Consider the following 19360-nt stretch of genomic DNA (forward strand, 5'->3'; position numbering starts at 1 on the left):
GCAACGGGCTCTACGGGTGCCTACGCTCCTCCCGGAACGGACGCATGCAGCCCGAAGCCTTCACCCTGCTGATGACCGTCTACGGCGGTGATCAAGCGGAGCACGCACGGGACGCCTTCCGCAGCGCGGTGCACCAGCAGACCCTGCGCCCGGACCAGGTGGTCCTGGTCCAGGACGGCCCCGTCCAGCCCGAGATGGCCGCCTGCCTGACGGAACTGGTCATGAGCAGCCCGGTCGAGGTGTCGTTCGTCCACCTGGAACACAACCGCGGCCTCGGCCCCGCCCTCGACGCGGGCCTCCGCGCGGCCCGGCACGACATCGTCGCCCGCATGGACGCCGACGACGTCGCCATGCCCCACCGGTTCCAGACCCAGGTACCGCTGGTACGCGCGGGAGCCGACCTCGTCGGCGCCGGCCTCCTGGAGTTCAGCACCGACATCTCCGAGGTCGTCGGCCGGCGCACCCCGCCGAGCGACCCGGCCGACATCGCCCGCTACTCCCGCCTGCACGACCCGTTCAACCATCCGACGGTCGTCTACCGCCGCAGCGCCGTCGTCGCCGCCGGAGGCTACGGCGACCTCCCGCTGATGGAGGACTACTGGCTGTTCGTGCGAATGATCGCGAACGGCGCGCGCATGGTGAACGTCGCGGAACCCCTCGTCTACTACCGGGTCGGGGACGGCGCCTACGAGCGGCGCGGCGGCCGTGACCTGCTGCGTTCGGAACTGCGCCTGCAGCGGCAGATGCGGCGCGAGGGCTTCATCTCCCAGCCGCAGTACTGGCGGAACGTGATGGTGCGCGGCGGCTACCGGCTGGTCCCGACCATGATCCGCAAGCCGTTCTACCGCCGCGTCGTCGCACCCTACGGAGCGCGCCGCAACCGGTCCCGCGACCGCGTGGACGCGCGCCGGGCGGCGCCGCCGAGGCAGACCGGATACGAGATCGGTCACGAGACCGGATACGTCCCCCGCCACGCCCGACCGGCGACCGCCGACGGGCACGAGAGCATCCCCGGCTACGACCCCGCCCCACCGCACCGCGAACTCTGAGCCACCGCGAACTCTGAGCCACGGCGCCGCAGGCCTCGCGGGCGCCGCAGGCCTCACGGCAGAGGCCGGCTCCACAGGACGGGCTGGCCGCCGTCCGGGCCGCTGCTGCCGCCTACGCCGACCACCTTCTCCTGGAAGGCGGCGAGCCCGGTGATCTCCTGGGCCCCCGCGCCGCTCAGGCCCGTCCCCTCGGGCCGCGTGACCTCCCAGTTCGAACCGTCGGACGACGTCATCGACACCACGTCGGCCGCATCCGCGGTACCGGAGGCGGCGGTCGCGGCGAATCCCTGCGGCGTCGCCGTCAGGGCCTTCACGACCAGCTCCTTGTCGCCGCCGGGCACGGGCAGCTCCCGCCACGACGCGCCGCCGTCCGTGGAGACGTAGCCGATCCACGTGGACTCCTGTTCGGCCGTGGCCACCCCGGCCGCGACGAGCGTGCCCCCCTTCGCGGCCACGTGCGTCAGGTGCCCCTCGCCGGCGCCGCCCGGGAGCGGCAGCTCCTTCAGCGCCCACTTCCGCCCGTCCTGCGAGGACCACACCGCGGGGCGGTCCCCCTCCGAGTCGGAGACGCCGCCTACGGCCGTGAAACCGGGGTCGCCGCCGGTGACGTCCAGCATCCAGCGCCCGGCGTCCTCCGACCCCTTCAGCGCGTCCTCGTCGTCGCTCGAACCGCGCTCCCATTTCCGCAGGTCGGTCGAGAACCAGGCGGCGGCCGAGGGGCCCTCGCTACCGACCACCACGTAGCCGGCGGAACCCGATGCGGCGGCGTTGGTGGCGAGGTTCTCCTTGTCCGTGCCGAACGCCGCGGCCGAGTCGGCGGTCTGCCAGGCCGACCCGTCCTTGGAGACGACGACGAGCGGGCGCTTGGGCGCGATCTGGTCGTAGCCGACCGCCAGCCAGCCCGCCTGGCCGCCGGCGACATCGAGCAGCCGCTGCGAACCCGGCCGGGTGAACGCGGCCCCGAGGCCCTGTGCGGCCTTCCAGGACGCGCCGTCGGCGGACGTCCAGACCGCGGCGTCGCCGGACGCGCTGCCCACCGCGACGGCGAGGGGGCCGGCCGCGCCGACGGCCTGGACGGCGTGGTCGGGCCTGACCACGCCGGGGATCTTCGCCGGGTCGAGCGGGACCGGCCGTCCGTCGTTGTCCCAGCCGCTCAGCAGCGGGTCCTTGTCGCCGCCGCCGGGGTCGTGGCCGACGAGGATCGTCTGGCCGTCGGCCAGAGCTCCGCCGGCGATCTTGCGGCCCGGCTTTCCGGGGGCGCTCCCCGCCGGTTTCCAGGTGCGGCCGTCCGCACTGTGCGACAGCAGCACGTCACCGCCGCCGTGGACGAGCGCCGTGTACCCGCTGGAGCCCCCGAGGATCTGCATGGTGAAGCCGTAGCCGTCCAGCTCCAGCTTTCCGGCCTCGTTCCAGGTCTCGCCGTCCTTGGAGACGAACGCCTGGCCGTAGGCCTTGTCCTTGCCCATCTCCCGGATTGCCAGGAACCCGGCCTCACCGCCGCCGACCGTCAGGCCACGGGCGCCCTTCGGCACCGGCACCTCCGAGACCGTCCAGGTCCGCCCGCCGTCCTGCGAGCGCCAGACCTTCCGGTACTGCGCCGGTTTCTTGTTGTCGGGCTTGACCAGCGCCTTGAGCAGCACGGAGTCACCGCTCGCGGAGATCTCGACCAGCGAGTACGACGCCCGGTTCACCTCCAGGCCGATCTGCTCGCCCGCCCGGGTCTCCCACTGGCGCCCGTCGGCCGACGACCACACGGCCGCCTCGGCGTCGCTGAAATCGCCCTTCGCCGAGTTCGCGCCGATGGCGATGAACCCGTTTCCGGTGGAGACCACCTGGTGCACGCGGTTGCCCGGCCCGAACACCCGTCCGACGGCGTCGGGCTGCCGCGTCCAGGTCCGCCCGTCGGAACTCGTCCAGACGGCGCCGCCGCTGCCGCCGGAGCCGATGGCGATCCAGCCTGCGGACGAGCCCGCCACCACCTGCGGCGCAGTGGTGGACGTGGAGCCGTCGTCCGGTCCCTCGACCTTCGCGGGCTCGAACGTGCGCCCGCCGTCCGTGGAGACGAGGAAGAGGTCGCGGGACTTGGCCACGCCGCTTTCGCCGCCCACCGCGACGACCGTCGTGCCGACCGCGGCGGCACTCGTGAACTCCTGGTTGCGGCCGTCGGTGCGGACCGCGTCGTTCAACGGGAATATCGAGCCCGCGAGCTTCGCGCCCGTCGCGTCACCGCCGTCGCCGTCGTCGAGGAGGCCGGGCACGATGAGCACGCCCGCGGCCACCAGCGCGGCGACCGCCAGGCCGGCCACGCCGATGAGGAGCGGCTTCTTCACGTTCCGGGGCCGCTTGCCGGGCGATCCCGTCCGCCACGGCTCGTCGATCATCGGCGGCGCGGCCTGACCGTGGGCGGCCTGACCGTGGGCGGCCTGACCGTGGGCGGGCTGGCCCGGCTGGGGCGCGCCCGGCATCTGCTGGGCCCACGGGAACGGCTCGGCGGCCGGGGGACCGCTCGGGGCGCCCGGGATCTGCTGCGCGTAGGGGAACGGTTCGTGGGCCGGGGCGGGAGTGCCCGGGATCTCCTGCGCGTACGGGAAGGGCTCGTGCGCCGGAGGGCTCTGGGACGGCGACGGCTGCGGCGCCGGAGCCGGTGGGCCCGCGGCGGGCGGGCTCGCGGCGCCCGGCATCTCGTTCGCGTAGCCGGGCGGCTGCTGCGGAGGCATCGGGGGGAGGCGCTCGGCGCGGGTGACGTCCGGCATCTCCTGCCCGTACGGGAACGGGGGCGGCGCGGGATGCTGCGCCTCCGCCTCGCCGGGCGCCTCCTGCGTGTACGGGAACGGCGGCGGCGCCGGGATGTCGGTGGACGTGGGGATGTCGGCGGACATCGGAATGTCGGTGGACGTCGCGGGAGGCGGCGGCACCGGCTGCCCCGATTCCCGCTGCTGCCCTTCTCCCGCGTCCTGCCGCGAGTCGCCGGTGTCCGCCGCGGCCTGGCGGCGCGGGAGGATCACGGTGCGCGACGACTCGTCGATCCCGAGATCGGCGATATTGAGATCGCTGATGGTGCGGTCGCTGATGGTGCGGTCGGCCGGCTCGGCTTCCGCGTCGTCTTCCGGATCGTCCACCGGGACGTTGCTCTCCGGGGCGCCGTCGTCCTCCGGGTCGTCCGTGTCCTCGAAGTCGTCCGCGAACTCCGGGTCGTCCGGTTCGGGGTCGTCCTCGGGAAGCAGCGGGGTGGCCGAGGGCTGCTGGTCGTCCAGCCACTGCGGAGGTGGCGGGGCCGGGGCCGGCTGTCCGGGTTCGGGACGCTCCACGTCGTGGTCGTCATCCGGCTTTCCGGTTGCAGTCACACCCGCTCTCCCAGCATCGGCTCTGTGTTCCTGTGGTGCCGCGTCTTCATGCGGCGCTGCGCATCCGCAGTTAGTCAGCGATGATAGCGGCGCATAAAGGACGGAACTCCCTCAGCGGCTGCGGCCCGCGGCGGTGCAGCCCGCACCCGAGCAGTGGGTCAGCGCGTACAGCAGGTCGGAGAGGTGCCGCCGCCGCTGCTCCGGCAGCGTGCCGTAGATGTTGGCCAGCTCCTGGGGGTCGCGGGTGCGGTCATAGTATTCGCGTTCCCCGTCCTCGTACTCCACGTAGAGCAACTCGTCGTTGCGCAGCGCGTTGTAGGTCGGCGGCGCCCCGGGGGCGGAGTCCTGCCGGTCGGGGTCCAGCGGGGACGGCGGCGGCTTGACATGCTCGATCAGCGCGGACTGCCGCCAGCCCGGCGGCGTGCCGCCGCGCAGGAACGGCACGAGCGAACGGCCGTCGGTCGCGGGCGGCGGCTTCACGCCGGCCAGTTCCAGGAACGTCGGCGCCAGGTCGGTGTTCTGGGCGGGCTGCTGGACCTGGTGGCCGGGACGGATACCGGGGCCGACGACCATGAACGGCACGCGGACGTCGCTGTCGTAGGGGGTCATCTTGCCTCCGGCCAGCCGGTGCTCTCCCAAATGGAAGCCGTTGTCCGAGCCGAAGACCACGTAGGTGTCGCGATCCCGGCCGAGGTCCTTCAGGGTTGTCCGGATCCGGCCGACCATCTCGTCCACCGACTGGACCATGCGGACCCGGTCGCGGAAGCCCCGGTCGATGCGGTCGATTGCGCGCGTGCCCAGCTTCGGACGCGACCGGAGCCAGGATGGCTTATCCCGAATGTCCGCTTCATTGAACGACGGCGGCCGAGGCGCCTTGAGATCGGCGAACATGCCGGCGTGCCGCGGCGCCGGGACGAACGGCCCGTGCGGGGCGAACGTCGAGATCTCGATGAAGAACGGCTTCGACGACCCGGCCGCCTTCTTGATGGACTCGACTCCCTTGTTGGCCAGGACGTCGGTCAGGTAATCCTGCGGCTTGCGCCCGTAGTGGACGAGGGAGCCGTTCTCGTTCAGGTTGTAGTCGTACTCCGGGTACGCGTAGCCGGCGACCTGCCACTCGTCCCAGCCCGGGGGAACGTACGGCTTCTTCCCGCCGTGGGTGTCCTTCGGGTGGTAGCCGTTCATGTACTTGCCGAGCAGCGCGGTGTGGTAGCCGGCCTTCTGCAGGGCGGGCGCGAACGAGGCCTTCTCGCCGCCCTTCGCCTTGAAGACCTGGTAGCCGCCGTCGGGCGGGAAGTTGGTGCGGACCTCGGTGTTGTGCGGGTACTGGCCGGTGAAGATCGTTGCGCGGGATGTGCAGCACAGCGAGTCCGCCATGATGAAGTTGCGGAACGTGAGCCCGTCCCGCTGCATCCGCAGTACCTGGGGCATGTTCGCGACGAGGTTCCAGGAGAGGTCGTCGGTGAGCACGAAGACGATGTTCGGCTTCTTCGGGGCCTTGGTCTGATCCGGGCCGCCGGAGCGGCCGCCCGGCTGCATGAAGCAGCCGCTCAGGCCCAGCGCGGTGACCAGGCAGAGTACGGCCGTGAGCCGCCGGTGTCGGAGCAACGTCCGCCTCTCCCTAGTGATGCCGATCCTTGGTGATGCCGGTCCGCGCAAAAGCGTAACCAGCCCTCGGGGTGCTTTGCGTATCTGGTCACGATTGGTCGTTATGTGAGGGGTGTTGGCATGATGCGGGGTGTTATGAGGCGGACGGGGGATGGTGTGCGGGCGCTGGGGCCGGTGGTCACCGGCGCCGCGATCAGCGCACTGGTGGCCCTCGTCGTCGGGCTCGCCGTCGCCGGGCCCTCGCCCGGCGGGGAGCAGGCGGAGGCCTCGCAGAACTCCACCGAGGCCGCAGGCGCGCCGATGCCGAGTCCCGCGGGCACCCCGGTGCCCGTCGATCCACCGGGCTACTCGCCGGTCGAGCCGGTCCTCGACGGATCGTTCGCGGACCCCACCGTGATCAAGGTGGCGGGCACGTACTACGCGTACGGCACGAACAACGCGGCCGCGGCCATGCCGGTCGCCACAGCGCCCTCGCCCACCGGACCGTGGAGGCCGGCGCCCGGAGACGGCCTCGCCCACCTCCCGGCGTGGGCGGCCGATGGCTGGACCTGGGCACCCGAGGTCGTCCCGCCGAGCGGCGGTTCCCGCTCCTACGTGCTGTACTTCACCGCGCGCCGCAAGGGAAGCGATCACCAGTGCATCGGCGCCGCCACCGCGACCTCACCGGCGGGCCCGTTCGTCCCGGTGGAGGGGGAACCGCTGGTGTGCCCGCTGGAGCTCGGCGGAGCCATCGACGCGGCGTCCTACATCGAGACGGACGGCACCCGTTACCTGCTGTACAAGACGGACCGCCAGCAGACGGCGGCGATCTACCTGGTCAGGCTGAACCCGGACGGGCTGGGCCTGGCCGGCGCGCCGAAGCGGATCATGGGACGCGGGGCGGGAGAGCCGGTCATGGTCGAGGCCCCCGACCTGGTCCGGCGAGGCGGCAAGTACGTGCTGTTCTACGCGGCCGGCTGGTACTTCAAGCCGAACTACCAGACCCGCTACGCGGTGGCGTCCTCGCTGGAGGGGCCGTACGAGAAGGCCCCCGCGCCCCTGCAGTCCACCGACGCGTACGGCGGGAGGATCGAGGGGCCGGGGAGCGCGGACGTCCTCATCGACGAAACCGGCGACTACCTCGTCTTCCACGGCATCCTCGACTACCACGACGACTCGAAGGTGACACGGGGAATGTACGTCGCGCGGCTCGGCTGGGACGGGGCCCGGCCCTACCTCGAACCGCGGTAGGGCGCCGTCCGCTCGTACAGGGTCAGCTTTCCGCCCCGGTACTTCCAGGTCCCCGCGACCCGCCAGGGCCCCATCTCACGGACGATCTCCACCCGCCGCTGCACCAAGGGCGCGAGCGGTGTGCCGACGGATCTGCTGTTCATCACCCACACGCGTGACGCCGACCGGAGCGGCCGACGCAGCTCGCGCGGGAACGTGCTCCTGCCCTTCAGGTTGGCGGCCTGCACCGGAGACCGGCGCATCGCGGCGTCTCGCGGCCGGTGGTAGGCGTCCGGATACGCGGACGCGCCCCATCGCACGACTTCCGCGAGATAGACGAGGACGTCGCCGTCCTGTGCGTTGGCTCGCACGATCTCCGCGGGCGTCCGCAGGTCGTCCGGCCTGCTGTCCTGCCGCCTGACGGCCTCGTGCCTCGGCACGGACGCGACGACCAGGGCCGCCACCACCGCGGCCAGGACGAGCCCGCCGACGGCGGGCCGTCCGAGAGCGGCGATACGAGCCAGCCCGGCACCGGTCAGCAGCGCGAGCGCGGGCAGGCAGAACACCACGTACCGGTACATGAAGAGGGGCTCGCCCAGGAGCGACACCACGAGCATGAGCGTCGGCGGCACCACCAGCCACGGCAGCGCCACGGCGGTGAGGGAGCGGCCTTCGCGCCTCCCGAACCCCGCGAACGCGCCGATGAGCGCCAGCAGGAGGACGGGCGCCACCAACCCGACGCCGCCCGCCATGAACCGCACCAGCGTCCACACCATGTTCCAGGACGGTTCGGGAAGCCAGTCGACCTGGAAGTCCTGACCGCGCGCCGCCAGCGCGAACGGGAGCAGCGCCACCGCCGCGAGGCCGCTCGCGACCAGCCAGCGCAGCCATGTCCCGGCGGCCTTGGGACGGGCCGCCAGGAGCGTTGCGGCATGCGCGGGGACCAGGAACACCGCGTTGAGGTTGAGCAGCCCCAGCACGACGATCACCAGGCCGTATCCGGCGAACCAGCGCCACGGGTGCCGCCCGCCCTCCCGCATGCCCCTGATCAGCAGGTACGTCGCGAGCACGGCGACCGCCGTCACCATCGCGTACGAGCGCGCTTCCTGCGCGAATCGGGTGACGGACACCGTGCCGCCGTACATGAGCCCGGCCAGCAGACCCGCCGCAGGGCCGAGGCAGCGCCGGCCGATGACGGCGACGCCGCCCGCCGCCGCCGCGGTCGCCAGGGCGCTCGGCAGCCGCAGCGCCAGTTCCCCCGTGCCGAACAGCATGACCCACGGCCGCATGATCAGGTAGTAGAGGGCGTGGACCAGGTCGAGGTTCTCGAACAGGCGCAGCATCTCCGGAACCGGCCGTCCGGTCGCGCTGACCGTCGCGGCCTCGTCCAGCCAGAACGATGGCCCCCGGATACCGGCCAGGGCGATGGCCAGCGCGACGACCGCCGGGACGAGCGGCATCGCGCGCAGGCCGAGCCAGCGCAACGGGCCCGGTGCGTCGTCCTCTGACCGGTCAGCCACGGTGGCGCCCGTCGTCGGCACGCATCTCCACGCCGACGTCGCGCAGCAAAGCCGCGGTCGGCTTCGGGCGCGTGAACAGACCTTCGCGGACCCCGCGCAGCAGGGCACGGCGCAGCACCGTCCGGTCCGAGGACGAGGCGAACGTGCGCGACCATCGCCTGAGCGTGGAGCCGGTGTACAGGACGCGTTCAGGGGGCGCGAGCCCGGGGCTGCGGGTGAACAGCCAGATCTTGTTGCGGACCTCGTAGAAGAAGCGGTCGCCGGGGTCGGCGTCGGTCCCGCCGAATTCCCTGGTCTTGTGCACCACGACGCTCTCCGGGCAGAGCACGCCGCGGCGGCCGCGCAGCAGGCGCGTCGTGAACTCGAAGTCGTCGTTCCAGAGGAAGTAGTCGGCGACCGGCAGCCCGCGTTCGCGTACCGCCGCCGCGTCCACGAGCACGGAGACGAAGGACGCGGAGCGGATCGGGACGCAGCCCGCCGCGCGGGCGGTCCGCTGCTCGGCGGCCGTCGCCCGGGGCTTGGAGCGCGGCGTGTTCATCGGGTGGTCGCGTCCGTCGGTCCACACGACCCGGCTCGCCACGAGGGTCGGCGGGCCGTCGTGGCCGGTCGCGGTCGTCTCCCTGGCCGCGAGGAGCGCCTTCAAGGCATCGGGCTCCGGCACGGTGTCGTCGTCCAGCAGCCAGAGGAGAGTGGTATCGCGATCCAGGGCGCGGACGATGCCGGCGCCGAACCCACCGGCCCCACCCAGGTTGCGGGGCAGGGACAGCAGGTCCACGTCCGGGAAGCGTTCGGCCACCATCGTCGCCGTGCCGTCCTCGGAGGCGTTGTCGACGACCACGATCCGGTCCGGGGCGCGCGTCTGCGCGGCGAGTGCCGTGAGTGCCTCGTCCAGGAGCTCGCGCCGGTTGTAGGTGACGACCACCGCCGTGACGGACGCGTCCGCGCGAGCCCCCGGGCCCCGGTTCATGGGTTGCGCCTCCCGGTGGCGCGGCGGGCGGCCCGCTGCAGTCCGGTCGTCGGGGAGGCGGCCGCCTCCAGCAGCCGGTCCAGGTTCTCGCGCACGTCGCCGAGCTGCCCGTGCAGGTGCGCGAGCCCGATCTGGTCGCGCACCTCGTTCAACCGTTCCAGCAGATGCGCGGTCACGCCGAGGGACGCCGCCGCGATCTGCTCGTCCGGCACCTCACCCGGCAACATGGTCGCCTCACCGGGCGGTATGCCGGGCTCCCCGGACGTCGTCAGCTCGTCGGGGTCGCCGACCACGTCGTAACCGGCGGTGTGCAGCGCGCCGGCGAGCAGCCGGGTCCGCTGGGCCGCCCACTCCCGGTGCCGGGGAGGCAGGCCCATCGGTACACGCCCGATGTCGTCGGTACCCCCCGTCAGGGCGTTTCCGACGAGGTGGTCGCGGACCACGCGCTCGTAGTCGCCGCCCAGCGCGACGCCGAGCCTGCCGTTCAGCCGGCGCAGGACCTCGGCCTCGATCGCCGACATCGGCTCCTCGTCCTCGATGCCCCCGATGTCGCACACCGTGGGGTCGATGCCGGTCACGGCGCAGAAGCGGCTCCACAACGTGCCTGGATCCGCGCTGGGCGGGGGCAGAGTCACCACGTGGACGCGGTGACTCGGCACCGCCGACTCCCATGTCTCCAGCACGCGCGCCGCGTCGTGCAGGCCCCAGAACATCTCCCCGTACGGCGGCGGCGCGTCGATGCCGAGGGCGACCAGGTCGTCCACGAACGCTTCGAAGGTGACCGTGTGGTTGTGCCGGATCTGCTCCTGCCAGTCGCAGACGAGCTGCCACCCCAGGTCGCGGGTCAGGAAGACGACGTGCACCTCGGCGGGCTCCAGGGACTTCACGGCCCGCCGCACCTGCTGCTCGTCCGCGCCGCCCAGCAGGCCGTGGGAGAAGACCGCCGTGTGCCCCTCCCAGTCGCGGACGCGCCGCGCGACGCGGTCCCAGGTGCCCTCCCAGGCGGGGTCGCGATGCCCGCCCCAGCTCATCTCCCGCAGGTCCATCACGGCGCCGAAGTGCTGCATCGGGCCCGTGATCGGGTAGCAGACGCCGGCGTGGCCGAGGCGCCGCCGGTTGGCCCACAATGCCCGGTGCAGGAACGCGGTCCCCGCGGTGGGTGCCCCGACGTGCAGGTAAACGGTCTTCGCCTCGTCTCCCATGGACCGGGTCACCTCCTGTTCTTGTCGCTGTCGATGCTGCCGCCAAGGCGGTGCAGCCGCCGGTAGGCGCCGCGCAGCCGCCGCGCGGCGGGGTAGCGCTCGCCGATCTTCCGCACGGCCCGGTGGGTGAGCGGGAGGGATTCGCTGACGAGTGCGCTGGTCAGCTCGCGCAGGTCCCCGGCCTCCGGCCTCATCGCGTCCACCTGGTCGTGGACGGGCGTTTCCGAACCCGGGACGTGCGCGGCGTGGTCCACCTCGTCGCGGAGCCGCTGGAGCACCGCCGTGATCGCCTCCATGCCCACGTCCGCGACGTCCGCCCAGCGCGGCTCGTCGGGGTCGGGCGCCGTCGCCGGCCCGGCGGCGGGGATCAGCTCGTCGAGGTCGCCGACGACGTTGTAGCCGGCGGCTCGCAGCCCCTCGACCATCTGGCCGGACCGCTCGGTCGCCCAAGGCAGGTGCTCGGCGGGCAGCACGGTCTTCGCCACGGTGGGCCGCCCGGCCAAGACCCGCTGGGCCAGGAAGAGCTTGACCTCGTCGTTGTAGAAATGCCACCCGAGCCGCTCCCGGTCGAGGGCCGTGTTGAGACGCAGCAGGAACTGGGTCTCCGCGAGGCCGAGGGACGGGTTGTCGAACGGGGCGGCGAGGTCGTAGTCGTCCGGGGAAAGGCGGACGGCCGCGCAGAAGCGCCGCCACAGCAGGTCACGCGGCGCGCCGGGCCGGGGAAGCGTCACGATGTGCACGCGCTCGGGGGGCAGGTCCATGCCCCACCGCTCCAGCACGTAGACCGGATCCTGCAGCGTCCAGAACAGCCGCGAGATCTCGTGGTCGAGCCAGTTGGGGCGTTTGATGTGCTCCATGAACCCGGTGAACGAGGTGCCGAACCGGTTCTTGATGTCCTCCTGCCAGTGCGCCGGGATCTGCCGGGCGAGGTCCCGCGTGGTGAAGACCACGTGCACCTCGGCGAAATCGAGGTCCGCCATGGCCCGGCGGACGTACTTCCGCCCGGAAGGGGCGAACAGCTCCTGGGAAATGATCGTGCTGCCGTCCCAGTCGCGAACCTCGTCGATCAGCCGTGGCCAGGCGTTCGGGATCTCGGGATCGGATGCGCCGGGGAAGAACGTCCGGCGCAGGTCGAAGGCCGCCCTGACGTGTGCCGCCTGGTCCGCGCCCGGGTAGAGGACGCCGTGCTCGCGCAGCCGGTCCCGGTTATGCCAGAGGAGGTTCTGCAGATACGTCGTGCCGCTCTTCGCCGCCCCGACGTGAAGGAAGACCACCGGCCGGGCACGCGGCCCCGCGCTCTCGGAGATGGGAGAGGCACTCTCGGAAGGGGGAGAGACCACCGCGATCCTGGGTTCCTGCCTCGGTAGCGATCAAAACGCGGGTATCTTAGCCCAATCCGCACTAGTCGACCCGCTGCCGGCGCGCGTAGCGGGTCTTTCCGCAAGCTCCCCGCACGGAGATGAGCGCTGCCCAATGAACGTTGACCTCGTCGTGGCCGGCAGCGGCCTCTTCGGCCTGACGGTCGCCGAACGATGCGCCGCCGAGCTGGGCCTGCGCGTGCTGGTCCTGGACCGGCGCGGCCACATCGGAGGGAACGCCTACAGCGAGGACGAGCCGGAGACGGGCATCGAGATCCACCGCTACGGCGCGCACCTCTTCCACACGTCCAACGAGCGGGTGTGGGAGTACGTCAACCGCTTCACCGCCTTCACCGGCTACCGGCATCACGTGTACTCCCGGTACCGCGACCGGGTCTACCCGATGCCGATCAACCTCGGCACGATCTGCGAGTACTTCGGCCGCGCGCTCAGTCCCGACGAGGCGCGCGCCATGATCGCCGAGCAGGCCGCGGAGGTCACCGACCCCGCGAACCTGGAGGAGAAGGCGATCTCGCTGGTCGGCCGCCCGCTGTACGAGGCGTTCATCCGCGGCTACACCGCCAAGCAGTGGCAGACCGACCCCCGCGACCTGCCCGCCGCGATCATCACTCGGCTGCCGGTGCGCTACACCTTCGACAACCGGTACTTCAGCGACACCTACGAGGGCCTCCCGGTCGACGGCTACACCGCCTGGCTCGAGCGGATGGCTGACCATCCGAACATCGAGGTGCGGCTCGACACCGACTTCTTCGACCTGCGCGACGACGCCGTCGGCAACGTCCCGGTCGTCTACACCGGCCCGCTCGACCGCTACTTCGGCCACGCGGAGGGCGAACTGGGCTGGCGGACCCTGGACTTCGAGATGGAGGTCAGGGAGACCGGCGACTTCCAAGGCACCCCGGTGATGAACTACGCCGACGAGGACGTCCCCTACACCCGCATCCACGAGTTCCGCCATTTCCACCCGGAACGCCGCGACCGCTATCCCGCCGACCGCACCGTCATCATGCGGGAGTACTCGCGGTTCGCGGAACGCGGTGACGAGCCGTACTACCCGATCAACACGCAGCAGGATCGTGAGCGGCTGGGCGCCTACCGGAAGCTCGCGGCCGCCGAGGACGGCGTACTCTTCGGCGGGCGCCTCGGAACCTACAAGTACCTCGACATGCACATGGCCATCGCCAGCGCGCTCAGCATGGTCGACAACCGGTTGCGTCCCCATTTCACCGAGGGCGCGCGTCTCATCAGTGGAGGTGTGGACGAGTGACCGACCAGGCTCAGGACCCACGAACGGGCGACACCGGCCGTGACCTGCGCGTCCTGCAGCGCGTGGTGCTGCCCGCCGACCGCGACCTCGACGTCCTCAAGCTGTACGTCGAAGGCGAGATCGGGCGCGGGGGCGACGCTTCCACCGCTGACGACGCCGCCGGGGAGGCCGGCGCGGGGCCGGACGGTGCCACGGGGGCACGACTCTCCGAGATCGTGGGCCGCCGCAGCGTCGTGGTCCCGGCGGGTCGGCGCGTGTCGTTCGCCAGCTACTTCAACGCCTTCCCCGCCAGCTACTGGCGGCGCTGGACGTCCGTGGACGAGGTGACCCTGCGGGTCCGGATGCGCGGCCTGGCCAGCGTCATCGTCTACCGGTCCAGCGCCAAGGGGCACGTCCAGCGGGTCGAGTCCGTCAGGATGGACGGCGACGAGGCGTGGGAGCAGAGCATCCGGCTGACGCTCAGCCCGTTCATCGACGGCGGCTGGTACTGGATGGAGATCCAGGCGGGTGAGCGCGACGCCGTCCTGGAGCGCGCGGACTGGTGCGCCGAGCCGGGTCACGTCCGGCAGGGCCGCGTGAGCCTCGGCATCACCACGTTCAACCGGCCGACCTTCTGCGCCGACCAGCTCGTCGCGCTCAGCCAGGCCCCCGAGGTCCTCGACGTCGTCGACGAGATCTTCGTCGTCGACCAGGGCACGCAGAAGGTCCGCGACACCGAGGACTACGCGCGTGCGGCCGAGACGCTCGGCGCCCGTCTCCGGCTCATCGAGCAGGGCAACCTCGGCGGGTCGGGCGGCTTCTCCCGCGCGATGGACGAGACGCTCAGGTCCGGGGCCAGCGACTACGTCCTCCTCCTCGACGACGATGTCGTCACCGAGACCGAGGGCGTGCTGCGCGCGGTCGCGTTCGCCGACTTCGCCCGCACCCCCACCATCGTCGGCGGGCACATGTTCAACCTGTTCGCCCGTTCCCAGCTGCACGCCTACGGCGAATGCATCGAGCGGTACCGGTGGTGGTGGAACACCGCTCCCCACACCCATCGCGAGCACGACTTCGCGCCGGACCCGCACCTCGGGACGGGCGAGGGCCCGGGGAGCCTGCGCAGGACGCCGTGGCTGCACCGCCGGGTCGACGTGGACTACAACGGCTGGTGGATGTGCCTGATCCCCACCGACGTCGTGCGCAAGGTCGGCCTGTCCATGCCGATGTTCATCAAGTGGGACGACGCCGAGTACTGCGTCCGGGCCGGCGAAGCGGGCTTCCCGACCGTGTCACTGCCCGGCATGGCCGCCTGGCACGTCCCATGGCAGGACAAGGACGACGCCATCGACTGGCAGGCGTACTACCACGAGCGGAACCGGCTGGTCACCGCGCTGCTGCATTCCCCGTACGAGCGGGGCGGCAACCTGCTGAAGGAGAGCTTCATCATCTCGGTGAAGCATGCCCTGGCCATGCAGTACTCCACGGCCGAGCTGATGGTCGCGGCGATCGAGGACGTGCTGAGCGGCCCCGAGCACATGCATGCGGGGATCGCCACGAAGCTGCAGGAGATCAACGCCTTCCGGGCGGACTTCCCGGATGCGCAGAACCGTTCCAGCCACGAGGAGTTCCCGCTGGTGCGCAGGCGCAGGCCGCCCAAGCGTGGCCGCGCCCCCGCGCCGCCGAGCGGCCGGGTGAACCTGCTCGCGACCGCGATGAAGGGGACCCTCCGCCAGCTGCGCCCGGTGGACGCCGGCGCCCGCGGGAACCCGCAGACCGTGGTACCGCACATCGACCGGCACTGGGGGCTGCTGGCCAAGTTCGACAGCGCGCTCGTCTCCTCCGCCGACGGCACCCGGGTGGCCTGGTACCAGCGCGACCCGGAGCGCTTCAGGCAGATCATGAAGCGGACCTCGCTGCTGCACACCCGGCTCCGCCGTGAGTGGCCGGAGCTGAGCGCGCGGTACCAGTCCGCCATGGGCGAGCTGACCTCGCCGGAGGCGTGGCGGCAGACGTTCGGCACCGACGGCCCCGACGGCCGCGACGGTGCCCACGCCGATCCCGGCGCGCCGGGGCGATGACCGCCCAGCCCGCGACGAACCCGTCGACGAACCCGTCCGCGAAGGACACGCCTGCGACGGACCGGCCCGTGACCGACTCGCCGGCCGGCGCGGACCGCGACGGGCTTCGGCCGCCGGGGACGGGCGGCGGGCTGCGGCAGACGCTGCGCCACAGGTACCTGCTGCGGCTCCTGGTCCGCCGGGAGCTGCGTGCGCGCTACAAGGGGTCGCTGCTGGGGCTCGGCTGGTCGTACGTGCGGCCCGCCGTGCACTTCTCGGTCTACTTCTTCGTGGTCGGGGTCTTCCTCGGCATGGAGCGGCTGGTCGAGAACTTCGCGATCTACCTGTTCTCGGGGATGGTCCTGATCAACCTCTTCACCGAGACGCTGCATTCGACGACCCGTTCGGTGACCGGCAACGCCCCGCTGATCCGCAAGGTGTTCCTGCCGCGCGAGCTGTTCCCGACGGCGTCGGTGCTGGTCTCGCTGGTGCATTTCGTGCCCGGCATGATGATCCTGCTGGGCGGGGCCGTCGCCGCCGGGTGGCGGCCGTCCCCGTCGGGGCTGGCCGCCGCCGCGTTCGGGTTCGCGATCATCATCACGCTGGGATTCGGCCTCGGCCTGCTGTTCGCGGCCGTCAACGTGTTCTTCCGCGATCTGGAGCAGGTCGTGGACATCTCGCTGGTCGTCATCACCTGGTCGGTGCCGATGATCTACCCGTGGACGCACGTGCGGTCCCACGCGCCCGAGTGGGTCCTGGACCTGTACCTCGCCAACCCGCTCGTCAGCGCGGTCTCCCTCTTCCAGAAGGCGTTCTGGCTGCCCGGAACGGAAGGGGACTTCGCGCTCCCGCCGGATCTGTACGCGCGTGCCGGGATCTCCCTGGCCGTCGGCGTCCTGCTGGTCCTCGCCGGACGTGCGGCGTTCGCCCGCTCGCAGAAGCGATTCGCCCAGGAGCTGTAGACGTTGGCACCCTCGATCGTCATCGACTCCGTGACCAAGCAGTTCACGCTGCGGCACGCGCGGTCGATCAAGGAGATGAGCGTCCGGGCGCTTCGCCGGCAGAGCCTCTCCGACCGGTTCAAGGCGCTGGACGACGTCTCCATCACCATCGAGCAGGGCGAGACCGTCGCGCTGATGGGGCTGAACGGGTCGGGGAAGAGCACCCTGCTCAAGATGATCTCGGGGGTGATGGCCCCCGACGCGGGATCGGTGCTCGTCCGCGGCCGCATCGCCGGGCTGATCGACGTGGGCGCCGGGCTCCACCCGGAACTGACCGGCAGGGAGAACGTCTACCTCAACGGCGCGATCCTCGGCATGTCCCGGGCGGAGATCGAGCGGAAGTTCGACCTCATCGTCGACTTCTCCGGTGTGGAGCGCTTCCTGGACGACCAGGTGAAGTTCTACTCGTCCGGGATGTTCATGCGGCTCGCGTTCTCGATCGCCGCGCACACCGAGCCGGACGTGTTCCTGATCGACGAGGTGCTGGCCGTCGGCGATCCGCCGTTCCGGAAGAAGTGCCTCGACCGCATCCGGGAGCTGCGCGGCGAGGGCCGCACCATGGTGATCGTCGCGCACGACATCAAGATGCTCGTCGGCCTGTGCGACCGCGGCGTCACCATGCGCGACGGGCGCGTCCTCTTCGACGGGCCGACGGCGGAGGCGGGACGGCTCGTCCGGGAGGCACGCGCGGCCAAACAGGTGGCTCAGTCGGCGAGTACGCCCCTGTAGACGTGGCCGGATGCGGACAGGGTGCCAGAACCAGGCTGTCCGATCTTTACCGCAGGTGGACTTGGTGACCGAATTGGCAGGGTCAGTCGGTCATCTGGGGGCCTGTTCCGTTGAACGAGAAGCAAGAACGCCGCATGCTCTTTACTCTGGGCGGTGTAGGAAACCAACCCGGCAACCCCCAGGCGTTCCAATCATTCCCGCAACACCCAGGGGTCTCTCGACGTGACGGACATGGCGAGCGGGTCCGCGATGGCGCGGCTCACACAGGCCGACCGCGTCTATGTGGGCTGGCGCTACGCGCAGGTGCACCCTGATCCGGGGCCGCCCCCGGACCGCCCCGAGCCGCCCGGACCCGAGCCGGCCCGGCCGCCGGTGCGGCAGCCGGGCGAGCACATGGCGGCGCTGCCGCTGCGGGTCGTGTTCGGCGGCGCGCTGGGCGGCGTCGTCCTCTTCCTGCTCTGCGGTGTCACCGGCGTCCTCCCGTGGCCGTTCGCCGGGGTGGCGCTGCTGGCCTGCGCGGTCGTCATCGGCATCACCGGCGGTTCGCTGTGGCGGGACGAGCAGGGCATCCGGCAGCGCATCGCCCAAGAACGCGACGCGGAGCAGCGCAGGCGCGCCGAGCGCGAACGCGAGCGCGACGCGGCCGAGAAGGCGTACACCAAGGCCCGGTCGGAGTGGGAACGCCGCCAGTCGGCCTACGAGAGCCAGCGCGAGTGGTACCCGGTGGCCGTCCCGCCAGGGGTCGACCGGGTGGACGTCGTCGGCGGGACGCTCGCCGGATGGTCCGCGGCCGTCACGACCATGGGCGCGGCCCGCCTCGCCGTCGGAGCCCGCCTCACCGTCATCGACCTGTCCGAGGGCGCCGTCGCGCACGACCTCCTGCGCCTCGCCGCCGACCGCGGCGACGACCCCCTCGTCTGGGTCCTGCCCGCCGACCTGCCCCGCCTGGACGTCACCCGCGGCCTGAGCCCCGAGGCCCTCGCCGACGTACTCTCCCTGGTGGTCAGCGCGGGCGAGGAGGAGGGCGGCACCCGCGACCTCTCCTTCGACAACTCGATCCTGGAACGCCTCATCGAGGTGCTCGGCCCCGACGCGACGATCCCCCGGATCACCGCAGCGCTGCGCGTCCTCGCCCAGGTAGGCGACCCCCGCGACGACCTCCGGAGAGGCCTCCTCACCGACGAGCAGGTAGAGCGCATCGCGACCCTGTTCGGCCGGGACGCCACCGACCGGATCGTCGTCCGCCGCGCCTGGGCCCTCGAAGCACAACTCCGCAAGCTGGAGAAGCTCGCCACCGAACCCGTGGGGCTCCCGCCGTCCCGTCTCCACGTGGTCTCGATGGACCGCCGCGCCGGCGTCCTCACCAACCGAATCCTCGGCACCTACGTGACGACCGCCCTGACTCACCGCATCAGGGAGTCCCCACCCGGCGGCCGCTGGGACCACACCCTCTTCCTCTGCGGCTCCGAGAAGCTCCGAGGCGACGTTCTCGACCGCCTCATAGACGCCTGCGAGGCCACCGGGACCGGCCTGGTCCTGATGTACCGCTCGATCCCCGGCCACGTCCGCGAGCGTCTCGGCCGCCGCGGCCACGCCGCCGTCGGCTTCATGCGCCTCGGCAACCCTGACGACGCCCGCGTAGCCGCCGAGCACATCGGCGCCGACCAGCCGCTCCTCGTCGCCGAGATCACCGACTCGGCAGGCGAGACCCTGTTCGACGTAGCGGGGGAGACCTATGCCAGCACGGTCGCGTTCGCGCGCCCCCGAGGCGACGGCCTAACTGACCCGGTCTGGTCCCCCCTGCCCGCCCCCGCAGCCGACGACTCGGCACTCGTAGAAGGCATCAGCTCCGCGACCGCCTGGGGTCGCACAGTCGAGGACAGCCGCACCCACACCGTCCCGGGCAAACAACGGTTCCGCGAACTCCTCATCGAGCCGCCGCAGCTCCAGGAGCTCCCGCCCACCGCCATGGTCTTCACCCACTCCGGCACCACCGGCCGCCGCACACTCCTCGTGGACGCCAACCCCGGCATCATCACCCTGCCG

13 protein-coding genes are annotated in these 19360 nt (G+C 71.7%); 7 read left to right on the plus strand and 6 right to left on the minus strand.

The window, feature by feature from the left end; translation table 11 throughout:
• Positions 1-1049, plus strand: a 1049-nt coding sequence (locus E1285_RS32150) for a glycosyltransferase (protein WP_243723195.1), incomplete at its 5' end; no start/stop codon positions are given.
• 53 nt (positions 1050-1102) lie between these two features.
• On the opposite strand, the gene E1285_RS32155 is transcribed toward E1285_RS32150, so the two are convergent.
• Together E1285_RS32155 and E1285_RS32160 are read right to left on the minus strand one after the other, a co-directional pair.
• On the minus strand, positions 1103-4393 hold the full coding sequence (locus E1285_RS32155; protein ID WP_132158337.1) for a sialidase family protein: 3291 nt from the start codon (positions 4391-4393) through the stop codon (positions 1103-1105).
• A 111-nt stretch (positions 4394-4504) separates the two neighbouring features.
• Positions 4505-6001, minus strand: coding sequence for a sulfatase (locus tag E1285_RS32160; protein WP_132158338.1), 1497 nt, complete (start codon positions 5999-6001; stop codon positions 4505-4507).
• A gap of 135 nt (positions 6002-6136) precedes the next feature.
• On the opposite strand from E1285_RS32160, the gene E1285_RS32165 reads away from it, so the two are divergent.
• The gene (locus tag E1285_RS32165) at positions 6137-7231 is read left to right on the plus strand and encodes a glycoside hydrolase family 43 protein (RefSeq protein ID WP_165966840.1); all 1095 of its coding nucleotides are present in this window, start codon (positions 6137-6139) and stop codon (positions 7229-7231) included.
• On the opposite strand, the gene E1285_RS32170 is transcribed toward E1285_RS32165, so the two are convergent.
• The 4 genes from E1285_RS32170 to E1285_RS32185 are packed head-to-tail and all read right to left on the minus strand — an operon-like array spanning position 7213 to position 12173.
• A complete protein-coding gene (locus E1285_RS32170; RefSeq protein ID WP_132158340.1) occupies positions 7213-8730 on the minus strand; it encodes a glycosyltransferase family 39 protein in 1518 nt (505 codons plus the stop codon). The two genes, E1285_RS32165 and E1285_RS32170, sit on opposite strands and share 19 nt — an antisense overlap.
• Entirely contained in the window at positions 8723-9697 is a 975-nt protein-coding gene (locus tag E1285_RS32175; protein WP_132158341.1) for a glycosyltransferase, read from the minus strand. The genes E1285_RS32170 and E1285_RS32175 overlap by 8 nt, the downstream gene beginning before the upstream one ends.
• Entirely contained in the window at positions 9694-10899 is a 1206-nt protein-coding gene (locus E1285_RS32180) for a hypothetical protein (protein ID WP_132158342.1), read from the minus strand. The genes E1285_RS32175 and E1285_RS32180 overlap by 4 nt, the downstream gene beginning before the upstream one ends.
• Positions 10900-10907: 8 nt before the next feature.
• A complete protein-coding gene (locus E1285_RS32185) occupies positions 10908-12173 on the minus strand; it encodes a hypothetical protein (RefSeq protein WP_132158343.1) in 1266 nt (421 codons plus the stop codon).
• A gap of 199 nt (positions 12174-12372) precedes the next feature.
• Between E1285_RS32185 and glf the strand changes: the two genes are divergently transcribed.
• The 5 genes from glf to E1285_RS32210 all read left to right on the plus strand — a co-directional run.
• The gene (gene glf, locus E1285_RS32190; protein ID WP_132158344.1) at positions 12373-13545 is read left to right on the plus strand and encodes a UDP-galactopyranose mutase; all 1173 of its coding nucleotides are present in this window, start codon (positions 12373-12375) and stop codon (positions 13543-13545) included.
• A complete protein-coding gene (locus E1285_RS32195; RefSeq protein ID WP_243723196.1) occupies positions 13542-15605 on the plus strand; it encodes a glycosyltransferase in 2064 nt (687 codons plus the stop codon). The genes glf and E1285_RS32195 overlap by 4 nt, the downstream gene beginning before the upstream one ends.
• 68 nt (positions 15606-15673) lie before the next feature.
• Positions 15674-16546: an ABC transporter permease gene (locus E1285_RS32200; RefSeq protein WP_243723197.1), complete on the plus strand. Its 873-nt coding sequence runs from the start codon at positions 15674-15676 to the stop codon at positions 16544-16546.
• 3 nt (positions 16547-16549) lie between these two features.
• Entirely contained in the window at positions 16550-17314 is a 765-nt protein-coding gene (locus tag E1285_RS32205; RefSeq protein ID WP_243723198.1) for an ABC transporter ATP-binding protein, read from the plus strand.
• A gap of 231 nt (positions 17315-17545) precedes the next feature.
• On the plus strand, positions 17546-19360 hold a 1815-nt coding region (locus E1285_RS32210; protein WP_165966841.1), incomplete at its 3' end, for a hypothetical protein.

Source organism: Actinomadura sp. 7K507, assembly GCF_004348425.1.
In the GTDB taxonomy this organism is placed as follows: Bacteria; Actinomycetota; Actinomycetes; order Streptosporangiales; family Streptosporangiaceae; genus Spirillospora.